Source organism: Novosphingobium sp. ZW T3_23 (assembly GCF_044987305.1).
Taxonomy (GTDB): domain Bacteria; phylum Pseudomonadota; class Alphaproteobacteria; order Sphingomonadales; family Sphingomonadaceae; genus Novosphingobium.
The window spans coordinates 66,627-88,014 of record NZ_JBJDRF010000001.1; the positions used below are offsets into that span (position 1 = coordinate 66,627).

A 21,388-nucleotide genomic window follows, 5' to 3' on the forward strand; every position below is an offset into this window, starting at 1 on the left:
GAACTCAGTTCCTGAAATGACGGATGCCCGCCATTTTTCCAGCGACGAAGTGCGCGTGTTCCTCGAAGTGTGCGAAGCCGGAAGTTTCGCGGCCACCGCACCTCGACTCGGGTTGACGGCATCCGCGATCGCCAAAGCCGTCGGCCGCCTTGAAGTGAGGCTCGGCGTCAGGCTCTTCCACCGTACCACCCGGCGCCTCGCGCTTACGGCGGAGGCCGAAGTCTATCGCGAGGCTTGCAGTGAGGCGCGGCACCGGATCGAGCGGGTCGAGGCGGAACTTGCCCTGCTGGCATCGGAGCCCGCGGGCCCGCTGCGGATCAGCCTGCCGCCGTTGCTAGGCACCCGGATCATCGCGCCTGCCCTTTACCGGCTTTGCGATGCCTGGCCCCGTCTGCGCCTCGATATCTCGACTTCGACAGCCATGTCTGAGCTGGCGGAGGAAGCCATCGATCTTGCCGTACGGATCGGCGAATTGCCGGAGCTTCCCGGCCTTATGGCCCGGCGTCTCGGGATGCAGCGGGTCGTGCTTTGCGGATCGGCGGAATACTTCGCCACACGCAAGATCCCGCTGATCGTGCAGGATCTGTCCGGACATAACCTGATCGCCGCTGCGCGAGGCGGACGGCCGGCACCCTGGCGCTTCCACAGTCAGACCGGCGATATCATCGCTTTCACACCCAATCCCAGGTTGATGCTGGACGGCAGCCTGCTGACCCATTCCGCGATCAGAGGAGGACAAGGGATAGGCTTGCTGCCTTATTGGCTGGCCCGCGATGAGATTGCAGACGGAAGTCTCGTCTCCGTTCTCGGAGACTTCGTCGCCGATCACCTGCCGATCCATGCCCTCTGGATCGCCTCTCCAATGATAGTTCCGCGCCTGCGGGTAACGATAGATGAGATTGTCGATGCTACCCGCCTCGCGGCGGCGGCCGGCCTGCTCGAATAAGTCTATTGGGCGTTTTCCGCAGCGACGATCGAGAGAAGACCAGGAAACCCTCCCTCGGTATCGGCTCACGAGAACTGCAGCGCGGCTATTGCTGCGATTGATCTGCCTGATCAGCGCCGGAATGGCGCAACGTTCGGCAATGGTGCGTTAACGAGGCCTTACTCCCGCTCAGATCGAAGGACGCGCAGGCTTTTTCGTTGCTGTCAGGCAAGCGTGCAAATCCGCCACACGAGCTGCCATTCGCCAAATCGGATCGAGCACGTGAAATTGGTCTCAGGTTCATCTGATGATGAAGATAACGACCGGGGTTGAGACTTTCCGGTCGTTCCCGGGCATGAGCCGCAATGTCGGGTTTCCCACCAGAACCGGACACGCGGTGGCCTTGAACGATTTTAACCTGGAACCGGCCTTTCCGGATTCGCCCGATTGTCGACGTTCACAACGCTGATTGCTTTTTCCAACTGGGCATTCCTGGTCTGCCTGAGGATTCAGGGAAGTTTTTCAGAGCAACAGAATGATACGTTAGCCGAATTTTCCGGCTTGAAGCAGGATATCGATAACCTTCTGCGGTGCCGTCAGCATCATGTCATGGCCTGTGTCGAGCGACAGTACCAACTCTGCCTGCAACCAGCGATGGCGCATGGCCTCCGGCCGGTTAGTCAGCGAAGCCGGGCAATTTACGACGGTACGCGGGATTCTAGCGAGGCGGACCGGATCGCGCAGGATCAGTTTGTCGGTGACAGTTTTCCAAGGATGCGGCGTAAGGCGTTCCAAGGCCCAATCCTTGAGTGGGCATGTCTCCAGACCGTATATCGCCTGCGCTGCGGCATCGGGCCAGAGTCCCAGCTCGACCCCATCGACGATCCGCGTTGTCCCTGCAAGAAGCAGAAGGCCCGGCGACACGTCGACCAACGCTTCGCCTCCTTCGGGAATAGCTGCGTCGAGATAAACGAGCCGCCCAACCCGATGCGCTTCACGATCTGCGGCGCCGGTGACGACCATGCCGCCGTAGCTATGGCCGACCAGGACGACATCGTGCAGGTCTTCGAACCTGAGGAGAGCTGCGATGTTGGCTACATGGGTTTCAAGACCCAGTTCCGGAGACAGCAGATGGCTGCGGTCCGCCAGCCCGGAGAGCGTTGGCGCAAAGACCTCGTGTCCCGCGTGCTGTAGGGCGCGTCGGACAGGCGCCCAGCACCAACCGCCATGGCCGCCGCCGTGCACGAGGACGAATGTCGTCATGTGCTGGCCGCGCCATTGGCAAGGATATGTGCTCCCGAAACCCAGCTTGCCTCCGGCGAAGCAAGAAAGGCCACCACCGCCGCGACTTCTCCCGCTGTACCGATACGCCCGAACGGAGAGGCTTGCTCGAAGAAGCTACGGGTTTCCTGCGGTGCTCTGTCCATCATCCCCGGAGCCGTCGCCCCGGGGATGACGGTGTTGACCGTCACGCCTCGCCGGCCAAGCTCTTTTGCCCAGCTTTCGGTGAAGCTCTTGATAGCGACTTTCGTCGCCGAATAGATACCCGCTCCCGCCATGGGGAATTCGCCTAGGCTGGACGACAGATTTATGATGCGTCCGCCATCGCGCAATCGGCTTGCCGCTTCTGCCGCGATGTAGAGCGGCCCTCGCAAGTTGACGCCCAGCATCCACTCGAGTTGCTCCTCATCGAGGTCCGCAAGACTTCCGCCGCCGCTGACACCGGCACTGTTCACGACGATGTCGAGGCGTTCGAAGTGCTGGTCGATTGCGTCGAAAAGTCGCTGGACTTCGCACCGCTTGCTAATGTCCGCGCCTATGCTGATCGCCTCGCCGCCAGCCGCAACGATCTCATCCACAGTCGCCGCGGCGCCGGCCTCGCTGCCGCTGAAATGGACGATGATGCTCGCGCCCCCGGCGGCGAGCCGAAGTGCGATCTGCTTGCCGATGCCTCGGCCTGCGCCGGTCACCAGGGCGACCTTCCCGGAGAGGGATATGCTCGTCATCAGGTCCATACCTCGCTCGTCATTCTTCGATGGCCTGGCCCAACCAGGAGCCGCTGCTCGCCATCGATGCCAGCAATTGCCGCAACAACATCTCGATCCGCACCGAAGCATGGGTGAGCACGATCGACGGGTTACGTGCGATGACCATAGTGCGCGCCAGATCATGGGCGCCGATGCGGGCCGCGCTCAACGCGCCGGAAGCCACCTTGTCGCCGATGACGGACCACGGCAGTACGCTGCACATCGCGCCGCTCTCTATCAGGGCCAGCGTGATTTCGAGGGAATCGACTTCCTGCTGCACGGGCAGATCGAGCCCGAGGTGACTGCTTTCCCGATCGAGAAGTTGCCGCAAGCCGTGCTGCACGCCCGGAAGGACCAGCGGTAAGCGGGAAAGCGCCTCGAAAGTCATGGGAGTTTCGTTGAGGTTGGCACCGGGTTGAATTCCGAAACGGGCAAGAATGTCCGGCTTGCCCACGGCAAACAGCGTTTCCCGGCACAGCCGCCGGGTCGAGAGATGCCGCATGCTCTGACTTTCGTAGAGTATCCCGAGATCGATCTTGCCCGATTCCAGCCAGCCTCGGATCGCGCCGCTATAGGCATCGACGATCCTTACGCTGGCGGCGGTCGATTGTTCTCCAAGCGCCGCGATCAGCGGTACTGCAACCAGCCGGCCTATCGACGGCGGCATTGCAAGGACGACCTGGCCGCGCAGGTCTTCGCGCAAGTGTCGCCCATCTGCAATCGCCTCTTCGGCCGCCTGAAGAATGTGGCGGGCCCGTTCCCGGAAGATGTGCCCGGCCTCGGTAAGGATCACGCCCCGTGCGGACCGATCGAACAGGCTGAAGCCCAGTTCGTCCTCAAGTCTCAGCAATTGCTGGCTGAGCGAGGGCTGGGCAATTCCCAGAGATTCCGCGGCTCGCGTGATCGAGCCGTATTCGGAAATCTTTAGGAAGGCCTTTAGGTGCGCGGTTTCCATCCGGTTGGCTACTCGGCCGCGATTTCGAGGGCGGCCCCCTGATGGGTAGGCCGCATGTCGACGACCCAGCGAACCGAGCGCCGCATTGGTTCGATGCCGTCGTGCGGCGAACCTGGCGGCATGTGATGGGAATTGGCGTAGACCGTCATGGGATCCCCTCCCGCGAGCGAGACGAGGCGCTGGATACCGGCCAGGGCAAAGGCATCGAGCAGGCGGGACCGAATGCTCTCGGGATAGATCCCCACGGTCTGGGTGGTATCGTCGCACCACTTGAGCACGTCCGTCAGATTGTCGACCGGCACGAAATTGACTACGCGGTTGTTCAGTTTGTCGAAGAATTCGACGCGGTCGTTGAACTTGGAGACGACGAAGCCGCCTTTCAGCGTATCGCCCTCGACATGGTAGAAATCGTCCTCAAGTGCGACGGCTGCCATCTCGGCCTCCAGCTCACGGTTGGGCACGGAGAACGGGACGGAGAGCAGCGGCGGCAGCAGATCGTAGGCAGCGACCATGCGGCGCCCCAGTTCGGCCACACGCTCCAGCGAGGCCTCATCGGTGTCGCTTTCGACATAGACCAGCCGCGTGTTCGCGCAGGCGGTCTGGTTATAGAAGCCGGCCAGCGTGGCAAGACCTATCGCCGCCTCGTCCATGGCCGCTTCGCTGGCGAAGGTGTCGCGGCCGATCATCGACATCGAGTACTTCGGGTTGAGCGCGGTCAGATCGATACCGGGCTGAAGGAACTTCTGGATATGGCGCACCGAACTCATGCCGCCCCATGCGGTGATCTTGTCGATCCGGCTCGTCCTTACGATCTGCGAGTCCATGAATTCGTCTCCGCCCTTCCAATAGGCGATCGCGATATGCCTCGTCACCGGATGATCGGGTGCGAGGTCGATCAGCGTGCGGGCGATGGCATTGGCCGTAAGCGGATCGTTGGAGGGCGACTTGATCAGGATGTCGGACTTGGTGAGCCCCCCGCGAGCCACGGTCATGGCTGCGACAACCGGCACGTTGCCGGCAGTGATGTGCAACTGACGGGTGCCGACCGCACGTATGCTGACATTGCCGTAAGAGCCGCTGCCGGGAACCCATCCGTCGATGTGATCAAGGCCGATCGTCTTGTCGACGAGGTCGGTCATCATATTCCGCTCGAACATATGCGGGAGGGCATCGTAAACGCCGCGCAGAATGGGTTCCGCAAGGCCGCCAGCCTTGAGAGCAAGCGCGAAGCTTTGCTGGAGCAGTTCATTGTCATCCAGTCGCAGGCGCTTGCCGAGTTCGACGAAGAGATCGATGATCTCCAGCATCGGCGTGTCGTGCAGATCGCGCAGCTTGGCCGTATCGCCCAGCACGAGATCGTGAATGTGCTTGTGCGGGTCCGCCTGGCGAAAATCCGCGCCGCCGCGCCCCTTGAACTGCACGGCGTCGTCGCCGGGCACTATGATCCGGCCACGCGCAATGATCGGTATTTCGAGGATCTGCTCCATCATGCTTCTCCCGCCACGAATTCCATGAACTCGTTGTAGGCCGCTTGCGAACCGGCGCAGGTGATCTTGTCGTCCCCGCCCTCGTTCTCGGCGAAGCGCCGGATCGACTTCGAAGCGCGCGGTCCACCCCAACCACAGGGGCAATCTTCCTCCCAATGCATCGTCACCTCATCGCCGGACGTGAACCCGCCCCAATAGGACGTCGGTATGGGATCGACGAGCACAAGCCGACCCTTCTGCACACCCTCACGCGGCAGCGCCTTCCCTTCCGCATCCATCAGCAATGGTACGGTGTAGGGCAGGAAGTGGAAGAAACCGTGGTCGCAGAGCGGGGCGTTACCGATGCATTCGGAAAAGCCGTATTGGTTGCCAAGGCGCCCTACGCCGAAGAAGGTCTTCACCTGATCCTCCCAATCGGCGGGAGCGTCCTTGTAGCCCTTCATGCCGCCACCGCCCTGGAGGATCGAGCCCGGCGCGAATTCACAGGTCATGCCCTTGTCCAGGCCCGCTCGGGCGACGCGGTAGAGATCCGCGAAGGTGCCGCCGATCTTTACCCGCTGGCCGCGATAGTCGCGAATGAGCTTGCCGAACCATGCTTCCATGTCGCCTTCGCGGCTCCGCCCTTGAGCCAGCATCTGCTGGCGCTGTTCAAGCAAGGCGGGGTCGAGGCCTAAGTTCATCACCTCCCCCTTGTCCTCTGCCGCTTGCAAGCGGCCGGAAAGGGCCATGAGATCGGCGGGAATGTGCGTGTCGTAGAGCGTGTGGTAATTCTCCTCGCCGCCCGCCATCTCGACGTTGAACAGGCTCATCATCTTGAGCATCGTCTGATAGCCGCCGCGGTAGCCCGGGAAGAAGGTCGGCAGCTTGGTGGTCCAGGGATCGACGCCGCTCGATGCGCGGTTCACGCTGAAGAAATGGTACTTCCACGGACCGAGTTCATCATAGGAGCGCGGCACGAAAGAGAGTTTCCCGGTCGTTCCGCTGGAATAGGTGACAAGCATGCCATAAGCTTCAAGCCTGCCAAGCCATTGCTCGATCGTCGTGACGCCTGTGAGGTCCACGCGGGTAAGGTCATGCGCGGTCAGCTTGTCCAGCCAACTGGTGAGCTTCGCAAAATCGCGGTTCTCGATGATCTGGATCGGATAGTTCTTGAGCACGCGGTGATCGAAGCAGACCGGCAACACGTCTTCCAGCTTGTCGATGGCCTCCACGCCCTGGCGGTCAGCCAGCTTTTTGAGGGCCGGGATACGGTTGCGCAGCTTTGCGAAATTGATTCGGACGGCTTCAAGCTGCAGCTTCTCGCGCTCTTCACGAGGGACGGCGTAGAGATCCTCGAAACGCCGATAGGTCCAGGCTGCCGGATTGTCCGGCAGAAGACTGATAGTCATGGCTGCATCCTCTCATCGATCTATTATCGGCAAGGTGGATGCATCCAACGCGTCATAGAAGACGTCATTCTTGTCTCACGGCCATAGGGAAATCCTATTGCTGGGCGGAATGCCGCCTGCGAGGCGGCTGATCTATGGATCGGACTATCGGAGGAGGGGCGCACCAAGCCTTGCATCGCTGCCACGATGTCTCCGACGCTCTCGCCATCGCAATTACGAATTCACGGCCGACTGCTGGTTCAAGAGGCGATGGCTCAGTGAAACCTGCTACCTCGTCTTGCAGCGATCATAAGTACCTGAGACAGCCACTCGTAGGCATTGGTCGCCCGGTAGCCCTTTCCGCCCTCAGACACCTTGCTTCTTCTAGACGCGGGAGCAGCGAGGAAGAGGCATTTCCTCTCGCGGCGAGAACGTATTGCTATCTTCACGCAGCAGCGGACGCCCAACACACTTGGTGCAAATCAAGCGACGCCGGAATCGGCGCACCACGACAGGCAACTCTGTCAGCATCAGGGAGAGAAAAGACCTATGGCAAACCCGGGTCTGAGTTGGAGCATTGCGCTTTCGGCAGCCGCATCATCCGTCATTGCACTCCCTGCATTCGCTCAGGCTGAGGATGCGGTTCCCGAAAGGGGACGAAGCAGCGAGGCGATCGGCGCCGGCGACATTATCGTCACCGCTCGGCGCCAGGAAGAGCGCCTCCAGGACGTTCCCATCTCGATGACCGTCTTCAATCAGGAACAGCTCGACGATCACAATGTGAACAGCGGCCTGGATCTTGCCCGGTACACGCCGTCGCTGTCCGCCAACTCTCGCTTCGGAACGGAAAACACGACGTTTTCAATCCGCGGGTTCTATCAGGAACTGAGGACAACGGCTTCGGTCGCCGTCTACTTCGCGGACGTAGTGGCGCCTCGTGGGGGCGGCTCGACAAGCGGCGGCGACGGTGCCGGCCCGGGAAGTTTCTTCGATCTGCAGAACGTCCAGGTACTCAAGGGCCCGCAAGGAACGCTGTTCGGCCGGAATACGACGGGCGGGGCGATACTGCTGGTGCCCCAGAAGCCCGAAGAGGAATTCGGAGGTTATGTCGAGGGCCGGATCGGCAATTTCGGCATGCGTCGCCTCCAGGCGGTGGTGAATACGCCTCTTGGTGAAAAGGCCCGACTTCGGGTCGGCGTGGATTGGCAGAACCGCGACGGTTATCTGCGGAACCTGGCACCCACGGGGCCCACCCGGTTCGCCGATATCGGCTACATTGCCGGCAGGGCCAGTCTGGTCGTCGATCTTACCCCGGACCTTGAGAATTACACGATCGCGTCCTTTACGCGTTCACGAACCAACGGCCTTGTTCCAAAGGTCACCAACTGCTTCCCGACCCGCAACGGCAGCCCGCTTCCAACCGGAATACTTTCCTGCGGGCAGCTGGCACGCGAGGAAGGCGAAGGGCGGTACGCCGTTGAAAATACGGTCCCGCGAGCGAAGCTAGACCTAGACCAGTGGCAGATCATCAACACGACGACTTTGATGGCCAGCGATCATCTGACCATCAAGAACATCGTCAGCTATGCGCAATTGACCTCGACAAGCCGCAACGAGGGTTTTGGCACGCGGTGGGTCGTTCCTGACAGTTTTCTCGGCCGCCCAACCGGCGACATGGCTGGCCGTGAGCTGTCCTTCGTTACCCTCGAGGCGGCGCCCGGCCTCCATAGTAACGATCAATCGACGTTCAGCGAAGAGCTTCAGTTGCAGGGTAGTGCCTTCAAGGAGCGGCTCAACTGGCAGACCGGGGCCTATTTCGAACGCAGCGCTCCACTGGGCACTTACGGCAACCAAAATCCTTCCAACTTGTCCTGTCTCGATTCAGACGACTTCGAGTGCGTCGATGCACTCGGGCGGCTGACCGGGCGCGAGGGGCTCGTCGGCAGCCTCAGCAGGCAGCTTACCCGTACGAATTTCCGCAATATCGGCCTTTATGCGCAAGGTACTTTCAAGTTCTCCGACGCGTTTTCGGTGACGGGCGGCTTTCGCTACACCTGGGACAAGACGTCGAGCGTAGCGAGCAAACAGATCGTCCGTTTCCCGGCGGAGAACGATCCGCGCTTTTATTGCCTCAACCCGGCACTTGGCCCAAATGGACCGACCCGAAACCCCAACGGTACGTTCGACTTCTCGAATTCCATTCCGGCAACTGAAGTGCCCGGTGCTTGCTGGCAAGCACTTTCCCAGAAGTCGAGCGCGCCGACCTGGACGATCGGCGCCGATTACAAGCCAGTCGCCGATGTGCTGCTCTACGCAAAGTACAGCCGCGGCTACAGGCAAGGAAGCACCAACCCGTTCGGCGCAGATGGCTTCGAGACTTTCGGTCCCGAGAAAGTCGATACTTACGAAATCGGCGCGAAAACGAGTTGGCGCGGTGCTTTGCCCGGCCGCTTCAATGTGGCGGCCTACTACAATGATTTCACGGATCAGCAGGTCCAACTGGGGCTAACCAACCTTCAAGGGGCGGTGGCCCCCAACACGGCCATCGTGAATGCCGGCAGCTCACGCATCTATGGCGTGGAAGTCGAGGCCGCCATTTCACCGTTCGCGGGTTTCGATCTGAGCGCAAGCTATGGCTACCTCAATACCAGGCTCAAGACGCTGGATCCGATAACGATCCCGCCGGGCAGTCTCTACAACTTCGTGCTGTTCACCTCTGTTGCGGGCAAGGCGCTGCCCTATTCGCCCAAACATCAGGTAGCGGCGATGGCGAGCTACACTTTGCCACTCCCGGAGGCGATCGGAAAGGTAACGCTGTCGGGAACCTACTCGTACCGGTCGCAGCTCATCACGACGTACACCTCGGCCGAGGGAACGCTGAAACCTCTGTCGCTCGTCGACCTCAATCTGAATTGGGACGGTATTGCCGGATCGCCGCTCGATCTCGGTCTCTTCGCCACCAATGTGACGAAGCGATACTATTACACCCACGTCAACGAGCAATCTTCGTCGGGCTTCATCTCGCGCTACCTTGGTGAGCCGAGGATGTACGGACTGCGCCTGCGCTACCGGTTCGACTAATCGGAGCGGCTTTTGCCTGTTTAACAGGTGCTCATGAAAGGCGGCCCAAAATCAATTGGGCGCCGCTCAAGAAAAGCAGGAGCCATGATCATGGTACAGTTTTCATCAGCTGCGGCAAGCGAATGGCGAAGTTCTTGGCCGCTGGTGCTGACGGCGATGGTCGGCTTCTCATTTCATTCCATTGCGACCTACTCTTCAGGGCTATTCATCGAACCTCTCCAGAATGAGTTCGGGTGGAGCCGGGCCGAGATAACGGGCGGGCTCGCGATCGCCGCCATCTCTACGGTTCCCCTTTCTCCGATCGTCGGTTCGATCATCGACCGTTGGGGAAGCAGAAGGATCGCCGTGCCCGGGCTTGTGCTGACAGCATGCTGCCTCGCGTCGTTTGGCACGACGGGACCATCAGTGGCTAATTGGATAGGCTTGTGGTGCCTCTACGCCGTCGTAGGATTAACGGTTAAATCAACGGTCTGGACGCATGCGGTCACCGGCGTATTCGATGCCGGTCGAGGGCTGGCCTTGGCCGTAATGCTATCGGGAACTGCCATCGCGCAGTCCCTGGTACCGCCGCTGGCCCAATGGTTGATAGCCAGTTTCGGGTGGCGAGACGCCTGGTTCTGGCTTGGCTTCGGGTGGTGCGCGCCTGCGCTCATACTCGCGCTGTTGTTCCTGCGCGGCCCACCACGGAAAGATGACCCGCAGCCGGCGCGATCGATGGAGGCTCGCGCTCGGGAAGCGATGACGATTGGTCAGGCGCTGAGAAACCCAGCACTCGTCAGACTTGCTCTGGCAACCCTTATCATGATGACGCTCGGCTTGGCCGTAATTGTCCACCAAGTGCCCATTCTGACAAATATGGGCCTCGAACGGCAGACAGCTGCCTGGCTTGCCAGCTTGTCGGGAATCGCAGGCATCTTCGGCAAGCTCATCACCGGCGCCCTGATGGACAGGTTCGATGCCGCCCGCATCGGCGCAATAACCATTGCGGCCTCTGCCGCCGGGTTTGTTCTACTAATAGCCAAACCGAACCTTGCGATGATCATGCTGGGGATCGTCATCATCGGCTATGCCGTTGGGACGAAGCTTCAGGTCACGGCTTATCTCACTAGCAGGCTGACAGGCCTCGCAAGCTTTGGAAAGATTTTTGGCCTCATGAATAGCGTGGTTGCGCTTGGCGCCGGCTTGGGGCCGCTCCTATCGGGCTTACTTTACGATCTAGCTGGAAGCTATGAACCTCTGCTCTTTGCAGGCGTTCCCGGAAGCCTGATCAGCGGGTATCTTATTCTGAGTACGAAGAATGCGAAAAGCCAGAAGGCACGCGGTTCTAATCTGCATCGGATTGACGAGAGCCTACCAGCGGAAGGCGCTTGACCCCGATCCCTTTTTGGGAGGCTAAGCCATCGCTCGGGCATCTGTGGTATGGGCCGCGTCATCAATGAAATTATCCAGTTTGCGCACTGAGGAGACATCTTCGTTTCCGATGGACCGCCGGTCGGCGGCTAAGAGATGGCATAAGCAGGTCGACGATCGGCGGGGGCTGGATTGTTGGAATGGCGGCTGTTCCAAGCCGAGTACCTGAAACCCTTTGTACAGCCTCGCCCCAGTTCCAGTTATCGGAGACTTAGGCGCGTTTGACGCAACCAGACATTTAACGCTTCGATGACTGGTTCCGGCGTGAGCTGACATTCCCATAGCCAGTTCGGAACGACCAAAGCTGGGTCGTCTGCTGCCGAGATAGCTGCCGGTCCGTGCCTAGAGATCGAAAATCGGTTCCTGAACGACAAAAAGGGGTCGTCACCGCCCCCATGTCTCACGGAGTAGATGCCACTTAGGCCGTGGTGCTTGCAAAGCGCCGCAACGATCTTACCCGTCATGGAGTGCAAGAAGCCGCAGTCGCATGCCCTCCCCCAAAGTGCTTGAAGCCGCGCGGGCGTCCGCCGGCGGGCACGCAAAGCGCCCCCGCGACCTGGCGCCAGACTTCCGGTTGTATCGAAGCAAGCTGGCCTGCTCGTTGAAACCTTTCAAAGCCCAGCTCTGTGCGGCGTCGGCAGGAGGGCATGGGTGATATGTCTGATTGGGCGTTGTTATGGAGATTGATGTGGAATCCCGACGCGCTGAGGCGAATAATTGAAACTGTTAGTTTACTTTAACAATAAATATTCAATATCAAACAACGATTGTCTTGCGGTTGTAATCGCTACAGGTTAAGCGCTTTTCGTCTCAGCTGAAGAAACTGTGGCTTTTAGCGGATTTTTCTTCAGCAGCGTCCGGCTGCTGGAGAGCTTAGTTCTGAGGCTGACCTGAGGCTGACCTGTGGCCGCTGCACGCAATTCACGGCAAAGAGCAGATCCGGTGTGGTAATCGGAATTGCGATTGAGCATCCCGTCGAGAGAAAAGTCGATGAAAGTAAGTATAGTAACGCCGACCTTGGTCGTGGATGAGGCGTTGATGGATGCTCGGGTTTCAGTCGCACGGCAATTGCGCGACGTTGAAATTGAGCATCTCATCGTCATCGATGACCGTGCTGCGGTTCTGCCGCTGGGCGTCCGTAACGGAAACGTCGAGACATATTTTCTGCATAATGCCAATGAGAAAGGACCGGGAGGGGCGAGGAACACCGCTCTCGATCGTGTGTCCGGCGACTTTGTCTTCTTTCTGGACGCGGACGATATCTGGCGCGACGATTACCTCGATGGCGTGCTCAGAGTTTTTGCAGAGCAGCCGAATGTTCATTGCGTTTCGGTTGCAGGTCTCAGTTTTGGGGAGCAAATCTCACGCCCGCGAGTGAATATTCCAGTCCTTGCCGATGGCATGATCTCAAGGCACTGCGTGGCCTGGAATCCGGTCGGGTGCCCCAGCGGGTTCAGTTATCGGCGAGACGGCAAGACCATCGATATACGTTTCAAAAACGCCGTCTACTTTCAGGATCTCATTTTCTATCTCGAGTTGATGAGCCTCGGAGCAAGCTTCTGGCGGCACCGGGACATGTTTTTCTGGTACAGGAAATCGCAGGGTCAGCTGACGTCGATCGTCTCTCCCGAGAAAGTTCTCGCTTCCGAGGCCACGGTTCATGAGTGCCTGGACGAGTGGCGAACAAGCGGGCTTTCGGCCCGCGAGGCCTTCGTGGCATCGGTCCAGATCAGGAGGTTGAGTGCGGCAAGGCTTCGGCGTCGGGATCATATCGGGACGCTTCTGCTTTGCATGCTGGCGCCGGCGTGGGTGCTCGGCCAGGCCAGGCGAATGGTGGAGAACATCCGCATCGGCCGGCAGGCGATCGAACGAAGCGCGGTCGCGGGCAATCCCGTTGCCATCGCTCGATAAGGCGAGCCGAGATGCGCACTTTCGAAACTCTACCTGAGCCACAGGAGGCAATGCACGGCGGCTCGCACTCCGGCGACATCCTGGAAAATGTGATCGATGCACGCATGTGCATCGGTTGCGGAGCCTGCGCCTTCGCCGCACCCGATGTCTTTTCGGTTGGGATGACACCGGAAGGGCATTTCCGGGCCTCCAAGGCGCCGGGGGCCGGAAAGGCGATAGATCCCGCGATCTGCCCCATGTCGGGTGCCGGAGCGGACGAGACGGTGTTGGCGGATCAGCTCTATCCGGACCTACCGGTCGACAATGTCCTAGGGCGGCACTTGTCCACTTTCGCGTGTCATGTCGTGGAAGGGGACTATCGCCAGCGGGGCGGGTCCGGTGGGCTGGTGACGTGGCTGGCGGCCGAATTGCTGAAGCAGGGGAAGGTCGATGGCGTTCTCCATGTAAAACCGCTGGATCCTTCGGAAAGCGAAGGGCTGCTGTTTGGCTATGGGTTATCGCGAAGCATCGCGGACGTGCGGGCGGGCGCCAAGTCGCGATACTATCCGGTCGAAATGTCCCAGGTGCTGGACCTGGCTAGCAAGACCGAAGGCCGCTTTGCCGTCATCGGGCTGCCCTGTTTCATCAAGGCGGTCCGTCTGCTGGAGAGAGAGGGCGTCATTCCGGCGGGACGGATAGCCTATTGCATCGGCCTGGTTTGCGGGCACCTCAAGAGCCGCCACTTCGCCAACTACCTTGCCTGGCAAAAGGGCGGAGAGCCTGATCGGATTTCGACGTTCGATTTTCGCTACAAGATTCCCGGACGTGCCGCATCGGATTACGGATTCTCATTCAGGGGTATGGATCGGGAGGATACGCCTCTGCCTCGCTTCTGGCCGATGACGGAGGTCAAGGGGAAGAACTGGGGTGAGGGCCAGTTCAAGAACGTCGCATGCGAATATTGCGAGGACGTTCTTGCCGAGTGTGCAGACATCGTGGTTGGCGATGCCTGGCTGCCGGGTCATGTCGACGACTACCAGGGTACGAACGTCGTCGTCACTCGACACCGGGAAATCGATTCCCTCGTTCGGGATGCTGTTCGCCGAGGCGCGATTCATTATGAAACGATAGGCGTATCCGACGTGATACGCAGTCAGGCTTCCGGCCTTCGCCACCGACGCGAAGGCACGGCGCATCGCCTGCAACGGCGGCGATCGGCAGGGCTGTGGTATCCCCATAAGCGCCAGTCCCCCAAGTTGGCGCCCAGCCTGATGCGGCGCCTGATTTACGATTTGCGCCTTGCCATCGCCGAAAAGTCTTCCCCGATTTTCGCCGAAACTCTGGCCGGCGATGGCCGGATCGAAACTTACGAGCGGCGGATGAAACGCTACCTCGAGCCGTATCGGCTGGCGATCAAGTACTCCAATCTTGCGAAAAAGCTGATGCGAACGGTCCTCGGTCGAGCGCGTCGGCGCGCATGATGAAGCAGAAAGTCGCGCACAGCGCCGCCATTATGGCGATCTTCCAGCTGTCGTCTCGTGTCTTCGATGTCGCGGCGCTGCTCGTTCTGGCCAGGGTGCTGGTGCCGGCCGATTTCGGTCTGGTGGCGATCGCGACCTCGGTGCTCCTGATCCTGACGGCGGTGACGGAAATGCCGGTCATCGACATATTGGTCCAGCGCGGTTCGGTGGAGCCGCGCGACGTCGATGCCGCCTTCACCACCAACCTCATGCGCGGTCTGGGCGTGGCGGCACTGATGATCGCGCTGTCTTTTCCGGTCGCGGAGATTTACGGCGACCCGCGCCTTGTCCCGATTCTCTGCGCGCTCAGTCTGGTGCCTCTCGGCAAGAACCTCGAGAGTCCGGGGCTGGTACACGCCGTCCGTGAACTGAACTATGGTCCGACCGCCCAGATCCTGCTTTTCGGCAAGCTCTGGGGAACCGTTCTGTCGATAGCGCTGGCCTTCGCCACGCATTCGTACTGGGCGCTGATCGCAGGCGTGACGGCGACCGCGATAGCTTCGGCGACGTGGTCCTATGTGCTGGCCCCCTATCGGCCGAGGATCCAGTTCACGGGCGTCTGGTCGCTGATGCACTTTGCCGGCTGGGTCACGCTTTCCCGCATTTTCTTCACGATCAACCAGCAGGGCGACCGCTTTTTCATCGGACATATGTTGGGCACCGCGCGGCTGGGCACCTACACGATGGGCGGCGATATTTCCTCAATCGCGACCAATTCGCTGGCGGCGCCGATATTGAGGCCCATGTTCGCGGCCATGGCCCGTATCCAGGAGGATACCGTAAGGCTGCGCGCGGCCTATATCCGGTGCCAGCAGGTTCTCACGATACTGATCCTGCCGCTGGGCGTCGGTATGGCCGCGGTGGCGGACGTGCTGATTCCGCTGATACTGCGCCCGCAATGGCATGATGCCCGGATCGTGATCTGGTGGATCGCGCCGGTCGTGGCGCTGCAGATGCTCTCGATGCCCGTCCAGGCCGCTTCGATGGCCAGGGGCCGCCCCGTCGCGCTGACCATCAGAGAGGGAGCGGCCCTGGTGATGCGCCTGCCGGCTACCCTGATCGCGACCTATTTCTACGGGTTCGAAGGCGCAGTGATCAGCCGGTCGGTCACGGGCTTGCTTATCATCCTTTTCAACATGAACATTGCCCGGAAGCTGGTCGGCGCGTCGGTCACAGCGCAGATCGTTGGGGTATGGCGAAGCCTCGCGAGTTCCTCGCTGATGGTAATCGCGATCCTGGCGGTCAGGCTCGTGCTTCCTCCTCCGGCCGGAACCGAACTGCAGGTCGCGGAGCTGACGATCCTCGTCCTGCTGGGCGGCGCGACATACGGCGCGGCGCACCTGCTTCTCTGGAAACTGGCCGGATTCCCCAAAGGGGCTGAGGCGTTTCTGCTGGAGATGGTGCGCACGCGAGGCAAGGCCCGTGTCGCATGATCATTCGTTCGAAAACGATCAAATCCTAAGGAAATCCACGTGGTGAAGCGCATCGGCATCCTGACCTTGCCCTTGTCCATCAATTTCGGCGGCATCATTCAGGCCGTCGCGTTGAGCCAGTTCCTTGCTGGCAAGGGGTACGAGGTCATCCTGCTGGACAAGCGACGTCCGGCGAGCCTGGCCCAGCGGCTGGCGCTTCTTGCCCTGGAGAGGATCCCCTTCCAGAACATCAAGGGCATCCGGCGAACGCACCAGACGCGCAAGCTGCACAGCGAATTCATCGACCGGCACATTCCCGACCGTTCGCCGATCATGCGCACCGAGCGAGCGCTGTCCCGCGCGGTCGAGCGTTATGGCCTCGATGCGGTCATCGTGGGCAGCGATCAGGTCTGGCGAATGGATTACCTCCAGGATGATGGATACCGCGAATTCTTCCTGAGCTTCGTGAAATCGCCGGCGGTCCGGCGCGTTGCCTATGCGGCCTCCTTCGGAACAGGCGAATGGCCCCACATAGACAGGGTGCCCGTGGTTTCGGAACTGCTTCAGCGGTTCCATGCGATATCCGTGCGCGAAGAATCCGGTGTCGCGCTTTGCAGGTCCACGTTCGGCGTCGATCATTCTGAGCATGTTCTGGATCCTACCTTGCTGATCGGCCAGGAGTTCTACAGAACGGTCGTGGCCGAGAGCAGGGAGCGCGGCGGCAGGACATTCCTGACCTATCTGCTGGACGCACCCGATCGTCGTCCGCTGGTAGAGGCGGTCGCGAGCGCGCTTCCTCCCGGCTACGAGCGTCGTTCGCTCGTACTGAACGAGGACCGTCCGCCGGATCTGCCGAACTGGCTGCGATCCTTCATGGATGCGGACTTCGTGATGACCGATTCCTATCACGGAACCATATTCTCGCTGGTATTCGAAAAGCCCTTCATAGCCATAGCCAATACCGGCCGTGGCGCGGATCGATTCGTGTCGCTGTTGAAGCAACTGGGTCTCGAGCATCGGCTTATCTCCGCCCATGAAGGGCACAGGCTCGCCGGGTTGGTTTCCGATCCGGTCGACTATGCGGCCGTAAGGCAGAAGATCGAGGTCAGGAGGCAGGCATCGGCGGCCTTCCTGGATCGCGCACTCGGCGTGGATGGCGCCCTTTCCGAGGTCACGGACTAGTGGAGAAGGGCCCGGATCAGCCCACCGTCATGGTCGGGCAGGCCGAATATGCGGTTTCGGCCCCTTCGTCCGAGAACATCCGGTTGGCGCCAGGCGGCGGATGTGCCGTGTTCACGGTGCGTCCGGGTGATGTGGCGCCCTATGATCGCATGCGCGGGCGTCCCCACGAAAGGGCGGAACTCATCGGCCTGAAGCCGTTCACCTTCGGCAAGGTGCAGGTCATCTCGTTCATGCAGTACATCGCGCCGGGAAGCGCGGCTTCGCGCGATCGGCCCGCAGTGATTGGGCAGATACACAATACCGGAGGGCAGACGAAGCTGCCTCAACCTTTCGTTGCGATGCAGATGGTGGGAAAGAGGCTGCGTATCGTAACTTTTTCGGGAGGGAAAACCCTTGCCGCTCCCAAATCCGTCGCGCGATGGGAAGTTCCGGTCGAAGTAGGGCGCTGGATTCGCTGGACCTGGGAATTCGCGCCGGACAGGACAGAGACGAAGTTGCAGGTCTGGCGGGACGGTGTGCCGCTGTTTCCCGCTGCGCTCAACCTTGGTGGTTATGAGGGGCCTCGCGGTCCCTATTGGCAGTTCGGCATCTATCGGCCCAAAGATACGACGGCAATGCGTGTGGGATATGCCGACATGACCGTGCGCGAGGGGCTTTTGAATTCGTCGGCATTGGGCCGGAGCCGCAATATCGCCCGCAAGTGCGCGGTAAAGCCCATCGGCTGAGGCCGAAGCCTCGTCGCCGGATTACGCGGCCCCGGCATCTATCGCGATCCGAATTGCCTCGGAGGTGTTCTTGGCGCCGAGCTTGAACATCAAATTGGCCCTATGCGCCTCCACGGTGCGCGGACTGATCGCAAGCTCGGCGCCGATCAGCCGATTGGACTGGCCCGTCGCGACGCGAAGCAGCACTTCGCGTTCGCGCCTGGTGAGCCGCTCGATGCGTTCGACAGCGCGAGTGACGCGGTGCTGCGCGGGTATCGCCCGGTCCACGCGCTTGCGCGCCTTTGCCAATACCGCCCTGAATTCAGCCGGCGTCGCAGGGACAAGAAGATAGTCCACGGCTCCCCGCGAGATCACATTCACGATCTTCCTGATATCGACCTGCTCCGCGTAGACGATGAGCGAAACTCCGGGATCGCTGGCGACGAGGGGGAGCAGGTCGTCCAGAATCCGGTCTTCATCTTCGGCAATCAGGATGAGCGAACACCCAGGATCCAACGTGCCTCGATAATCGGCGAATTCCATCCGGATGCCCGTCTCTTCAAGAAGCATCGCCATCGAGGAATGCCGTTCGGGAATGCCATCTATCAGCATGACGGTGAGAGGGTCAGGCATGGCGGAATTCCCCTTGTCCTTCTTCCTCGTTCGAGTTGAACGTCGGACTTTCAGACCGTTCCGAAAGGCGGTGCTCCCATGCGAGGGCGTGTCGTACGATCGTATCGAGGTCGTCGTATCGCGGCTTCCAGGGGAGCAATGCCCTGATGTTCCCGGTCTGCGCGACGAGCATGGCAGGATCGCCTGCTCGTCTGCCCTCGAGCTTCCGCTGGATCGGAAGGTTCGTCACCCGATCGACGGCATCGAGCACTTCGAGGACCGAGAATCCGCGCCCGTAACCGCAGTTCAGGACGTGGCTTTGCGTTGGGGCGGAAATCAGCCGTTCCAGCGCCAGAACGTGCGCAAGGGCAAGATCCGAGACATGGATGTAGTCGCGTATGCCGGTTCCGTCGTGCGTATCGAAATCGGTCCCGAATACCGCGACTTCATCGCGCTTGCCGAGCGCGGCTTCCACGGCCACCTTGATCAGGTGGGTGGCCCCGAGGGTGGCCTGTCCGGCGCGACATGCGGGATCGGCCCCGGCCACGTTGAAATAACGCAGCGCGCAATAGTTCATGGCATGCGCTGCCGCGACGTCGCGGAGCATCATTTCGGTCATCAGCTTGGACATGCCGTAGGGATTGATCGGCTCGAGCGCGGAGGCCTCGCAGATCAGCGGCGTTTGCGGGCTGCCGTAGACCGCTGCGGTCGACGAAAAGATGAAATGCGCGACATTGGCGGCCAGCGCGGCTTCGATCAGGGAGCGGCTCTGCACGGTGTTGTTCGCGTAATACTTGAGAGGATTCTGAACGGATTCGGGGACAATGATCGAACCTGCAAAATGCATCACGGCGATCGCCTGGTGATCGCGGATCGTCCTGACGACGAGGGGCACGTCGCCCACGTCGCCTTCCACGAAAGGCACGTCTTCGGGAACGGCCCACCTGAAGCCCGTCGTCAGATTGTCTATCACCACGACGCGCCATCCGGCGTCCCGCAGTGCGAGAACGGCGTGACTGCCGATATAGCCGGCACCCCCCGTGACCAGCACCGTGCGTGTCTTCGCCGTTCCACCCATTGCTGCTTCGGTATTCTGAATCGTCATGCTCGTTTGTCCTGCGTATCCGTGAGGGGAACACCGCGTTTGGTCAGGTCAGGGGAACCTGACTTCGCTCAGCCCACCAGCTTCATGATCCTCTCGGCGTCGTCGCTCTGGATGTAGTAGCCTTTTCCGCGCCGGCATTTGACGACGCCGATGAGGCCGACGCGGGACAGGGCCGCCCGCAGGTCATGTATGTATACGCGCAAGGCCTGAACGCTCGGCTTGCGCACGCACACGAGGTCCGCCAGTTCTTCGTCCTTGCGCGGAAGGTCGGGGGTCGCCAGCAATTCCACGAGGAGCCGGGCGCTTCTGCGGAAGCGCATATCCAGATTGACGTAGACGCTATCCGCCTCGAGGGTGTCGGTGCGGCACTCGTCCTGGCCGAGCCTTTTCAGCAGTTCGATCGCAATCGATCGGATGATCCGCGCGTTTTTCAGGTTTTCCTCTGCAATGGCCAGGAGATGATCGACAGCCGAGCGATCGCTTGAAAAGAGCGCGGGTTCGAGATCCAGCGGCGGAACGTGTATCTCCCCGATCTTGCCCAGGAAAACCGTGCTCGGGTGGTTTGAGGTTCCCAGCATCATGTCCGCTGCATTTCCGCGCTTAGTTCGCGGACTTCCTGGGAGCGCCCCCGTGCCATGACGAGAATGTCGGTGCCGGTCGCAACCACGATGAGGTCTTCGACACCGAGCAGGGCGACGCGAGGGCCTTCGCTATGGACGAGGCAGCCGCGACTGTCGTGGCGCACCGAGGGGCCCTGCACGCAATTGTCGTCATCGTCCCGCTCGCGCGCATCGTAGAGGGCATCCCAATTGCCGATATCCGACCAGCCCATTGAAACGGGTACGACGGCGATCTTGTCGTGGTGCTCGAGGACGCCGTGATCGATGGAAATGGCAGTAGCGACCGCAAAAGCCTTCGCGTCAGGCAGGATCGTGCCGTCGAGCCGCACGTTGGCCGCAGCCATGGCTTCGGCGGCGGCGGTGGCCACTGCCGGTTGATGGAGGGCGAGGGCCGCCAAGAAGGCGTCGGCCCGCAAAAGGAATATGCCCGCGTTCCACAGGTGGCCGCCGGCATCGAGCATGTCTTGTGCCCGTCCCGCGTTTGGCTTCTCTATGAAGCTGGCGATGCCGTGGACGCCGGGCGCAAGGGCATCGCCCATGCGGATATAGCCGTATCCGGTGTTCGGCGTCTCCGGTTCGATTCCGAACGTGCAGAGCCATCCCTCGCGGGCGAGGGGGGCGGCAAGGTCGATGGCGTGGCGAAGGGCGTCGGGGACCAGGATCGAATGATCGCTGGGAAGGATCAGCAGCAGGTCGTCCGGCCTTGCCGCGATCAATGCGGCGAGAGCGATGGCCGGCGCCGTGTTGCGTGCATGTGGCTCGAGAATGACGCGGAAACCGCCGATTTCGGCATCGTCCATCTGACGGCGTATCTCGCCGCCGAAATCTGCCCCGCCGATGATGAGGGGTGGCGCGAACCGGCTGCGATCGGCCACGTAGAGCGCAGTCGTCTGCAGCATTGTTCGCGAGGAAAGCAACCGGTGGAACTGCTTGGGACGCTCTGGCCGGGAAAGCGGCCAAAGGCGCGTGCCGGAGCCTCCGGAGAGTATGACCGGCAAGATTTTGGGGGTCTCGATCATTGTGTCAGGCTTTCCATTGATTCGATGCGATCACGAAGGAGGAGCGGCGGCGAGCCGGACCTGACAGGTCGG

17 protein-coding genes are annotated in these 21,388 nt (G+C 60.9%); 8 read left to right on the forward strand and 9 right to left on the reverse strand.

All coding sequences use genetic code 11. The annotated features are described in order from the left end of the window. Positions 1–16: 16 nt before the first annotated feature. Positions 17–946 carry a LysR family transcriptional regulator gene (locus ACI3K3_RS00270; RefSeq protein WP_404911371.1) on the forward strand — a complete coding sequence of 310 codons (930 nt, stop codon included), beginning with the start codon at positions 17–19 and terminating at the stop codon, positions 944–946. A 522-nt stretch (positions 947–1,468) separates the two neighbouring features. Here ACI3K3_RS00270 and ACI3K3_RS00275 read toward each other — a convergent pair. The 5 genes from ACI3K3_RS00275 to ACI3K3_RS00295 are packed head-to-tail and all read right to left on the reverse strand — an operon-like array spanning position 1,469 to position 6,782. Then, positions 1,469–2,188, reverse strand: a complete 720-nt coding sequence (locus ACI3K3_RS00275) for an alpha/beta fold hydrolase (protein WP_404911372.1) — start codon at positions 2,186–2,188, stop codon at positions 1,469–1,471. Then, positions 2,185–2,931, reverse strand: coding sequence for an SDR family NAD(P)-dependent oxidoreductase (locus tag ACI3K3_RS00280; protein WP_404911373.1), 747 nt, complete (start codon positions 2,929–2,931; stop codon positions 2,185–2,187). Before ACI3K3_RS00280 ends, ACI3K3_RS00275 begins: the two co-directional genes overlap by 4 nt. Before the next feature lie 19 nt (positions 2,932–2,950). Next, entirely contained in the window at positions 2,951–3,907 is a 957-nt protein-coding gene (locus tag ACI3K3_RS00285; protein ID WP_404911374.1) for a LysR family transcriptional regulator, read from the reverse strand. A gap of 8 nt (positions 3,908–3,915) precedes the next feature. Beyond that, entirely contained in the window at positions 3,916–5,394 is a 1,479-nt protein-coding gene (locus ACI3K3_RS00290) for an acyl-CoA reductase (protein ID WP_404911375.1), read from the reverse strand. Next, entirely contained in the window at positions 5,394–6,782 is a 1,389-nt protein-coding gene (locus tag ACI3K3_RS00295; RefSeq protein WP_404911376.1) for a hypothetical protein, read from the reverse strand. Before ACI3K3_RS00295 ends, ACI3K3_RS00290 begins: the two co-directional genes overlap by 1 nt. 528 nt (positions 6,783–7,310) lie before the next feature. Between ACI3K3_RS00295 and ACI3K3_RS00300 the strand changes: the two genes are divergently transcribed. The 7 genes from ACI3K3_RS00300 (at position 7,311) to ACI3K3_RS00330 (ending at position 17,981) form a co-directional block, all read left to right on the forward strand. Beyond that, positions 7,311–9,842, forward strand: a complete 2,532-nt coding sequence (locus ACI3K3_RS00300) for a TonB-dependent receptor (protein WP_404911377.1) — start codon at positions 7,311–7,313, stop codon at positions 9,840–9,842. Between the two features lie 90 nt (positions 9,843–9,932). Continuing rightward, entirely contained in the window at positions 9,933–11,213 is a 1,281-nt protein-coding gene (locus ACI3K3_RS00305) for an MFS transporter (protein ID WP_404911378.1), read from the forward strand. Between the two features lie 1,029 nt (positions 11,214–12,242). After that, positions 12,243–13,163 carry a glycosyltransferase family 2 protein gene (locus tag ACI3K3_RS00310; protein ID WP_404911379.1) on the forward strand — a complete coding sequence of 307 codons (921 nt, stop codon included), beginning with the start codon at positions 12,243–12,245 and terminating at the stop codon, positions 13,161–13,163. Between the two features lie 236 nt (positions 13,164–13,399). Further along, on the forward strand, positions 13,400–14,623 hold the full coding sequence (locus ACI3K3_RS00315; protein WP_404911553.1) for a Coenzyme F420 hydrogenase/dehydrogenase, beta subunit C-terminal domain: 1,224 nt from the start codon (positions 13,400–13,402) through the stop codon (positions 14,621–14,623). Continuing rightward, positions 14,620–16,095 (forward strand): lipopolysaccharide biosynthesis protein, encoded by a 1,476-nt coding sequence (locus ACI3K3_RS00320; protein WP_404911380.1) that lies wholly within the window; start codon positions 14,620–14,622, stop codon positions 16,093–16,095. Before ACI3K3_RS00315 ends, ACI3K3_RS00320 begins: the two co-directional genes overlap by 4 nt. Positions 16,096–16,134: 39 nt before the next feature. Further along, complete coding sequence (locus tag ACI3K3_RS00325; RefSeq protein ID WP_404911381.1) at positions 16,135–17,256, forward strand: polysaccharide pyruvyl transferase family protein; 1,122 nt, start codon at positions 16,135–16,137, stop codon at positions 17,254–17,256. Beyond that, positions 17,256–17,981, forward strand: coding sequence for a heparin lyase I family protein (locus tag ACI3K3_RS00330; RefSeq protein ID WP_404911382.1), 726 nt, complete (start codon positions 17,256–17,258; stop codon positions 17,979–17,981). Before ACI3K3_RS00325 ends, ACI3K3_RS00330 begins: the two co-directional genes overlap by 1 nt. Before the next feature lie 21 nt (positions 17,982–18,002). On the opposite strand, the gene ACI3K3_RS00335 is transcribed toward ACI3K3_RS00330, so the two are convergent. The 4 genes from ACI3K3_RS00335 to ACI3K3_RS00350 form a co-directional block, all read right to left on the reverse strand. Continuing rightward, complete coding sequence (locus ACI3K3_RS00335) at positions 18,003–18,536, reverse strand: response regulator transcription factor (protein ID WP_404911383.1); 534 nt, start codon at positions 18,534–18,536, stop codon at positions 18,003–18,005. A 49-nt stretch (positions 18,537–18,585) separates the two neighbouring features. After that, positions 18,586–19,677: a UDP-glucose 4-epimerase GalE gene (gene galE / locus ACI3K3_RS00340; RefSeq protein WP_404911384.1), complete on the reverse strand. Its 1,092-nt coding sequence runs from the start codon at positions 19,675–19,677 to the stop codon at positions 18,586–18,588. Positions 19,678–19,745: 68 nt separating this feature from the next. Continuing rightward, positions 19,746–20,258, reverse strand: a complete 513-nt coding sequence (locus ACI3K3_RS00345) for a helix-turn-helix domain-containing protein (protein WP_404911385.1) — start codon at positions 20,256–20,258, stop codon at positions 19,746–19,748. Continuing rightward, positions 20,255–21,316 carry a mannose-1-phosphate guanylyltransferase gene (locus ACI3K3_RS00350; RefSeq protein WP_404911386.1) on the reverse strand — a complete coding sequence of 354 codons (1,062 nt, stop codon included), beginning with the start codon at positions 21,314–21,316 and terminating at the stop codon, positions 20,255–20,257. Before ACI3K3_RS00350 ends, ACI3K3_RS00345 begins: the two co-directional genes overlap by 4 nt. Between the last annotated feature and the right edge of the window lie 72 nt (positions 21,317–21,388).

Bases quoted from the DNA above. Each gene is read 5' to 3' on its own strand.
- ACI3K3_RS00270 (WP_404911371.1), top strand. From the start codon at position 17: ATGACGGATGCCCGCCATTTTTCCAGCGACGAAGTGCGCGTGTTCCTC.
- ACI3K3_RS00275 (WP_404911372.1), bottom strand. From the start codon at position 2,188: ATGACGACATTCGTCCTCGTGCACGGCGGCGGCCATGGCGGTTGGTGC.
- ACI3K3_RS00280 (WP_404911373.1), bottom strand. From the start codon at position 2,931: ATGACGAGCATATCCCTCTCCGGGAAGGTCGCCCTGGTGACCGGCGCA.
- ACI3K3_RS00285 (WP_404911374.1), bottom strand. From the start codon at position 3,907: ATGGAAACCGCGCACCTAAAGGCCTTCCTAAAGATTTCCGAATACGGC.
- ACI3K3_RS00290 (WP_404911375.1), bottom strand. From the start codon at position 5,394: ATGGAGCAGATCCTCGAAATACCGATCATTGCGCGTGGCCGGATCATA.
- ACI3K3_RS00295 (WP_404911376.1), bottom strand. From the start codon at position 6,782: ATGACTATCAGTCTTCTGCCGGACAATCCGGCAGCCTGGACCTATCGG.
- ACI3K3_RS00300 (WP_404911377.1), top strand. From the start codon at position 7,311: ATGGCAAACCCGGGTCTGAGTTGGAGCATTGCGCTTTCGGCAGCCGCA.
- ACI3K3_RS00305 (WP_404911378.1), top strand. From the start codon at position 9,933: ATGGTACAGTTTTCATCAGCTGCGGCAAGCGAATGGCGAAGTTCTTGG.
- ACI3K3_RS00310 (WP_404911379.1), top strand. From the start codon at position 12,243: ATGAAAGTAAGTATAGTAACGCCGACCTTGGTCGTGGATGAGGCGTTG.
- ACI3K3_RS00315 (WP_404911553.1), top strand. From the start codon at position 13,400: ATGTCGGGTGCCGGAGCGGACGAGACGGTGTTGGCGGATCAGCTCTAT.
- ACI3K3_RS00320 (WP_404911380.1), top strand. From the start codon at position 14,620: ATGATGAAGCAGAAAGTCGCGCACAGCGCCGCCATTATGGCGATCTTC.
- ACI3K3_RS00335 (WP_404911383.1), bottom strand. From the start codon at position 18,536: ATGGCGATGCTTCTTGAAGAGACGGGCATCCGGATGGAATTCGCCGAT.
- galE (WP_404911384.1), bottom strand. From the start codon at position 19,677: ATGACGATTCAGAATACCGAAGCAGCAATGGGTGGAACGGCGAAGACA.
- ACI3K3_RS00345 (WP_404911385.1), bottom strand. From the start codon at position 20,258: ATGATGCTGGGAACCTCAAACCACCCGAGCACGGTTTTCCTGGGCAAG.
- ACI3K3_RS00350 (WP_404911386.1), bottom strand. From the start codon at position 21,316: ATGATCGAGACCCCCAAAATCTTGCCGGTCATACTCTCCGGAGGCTCC.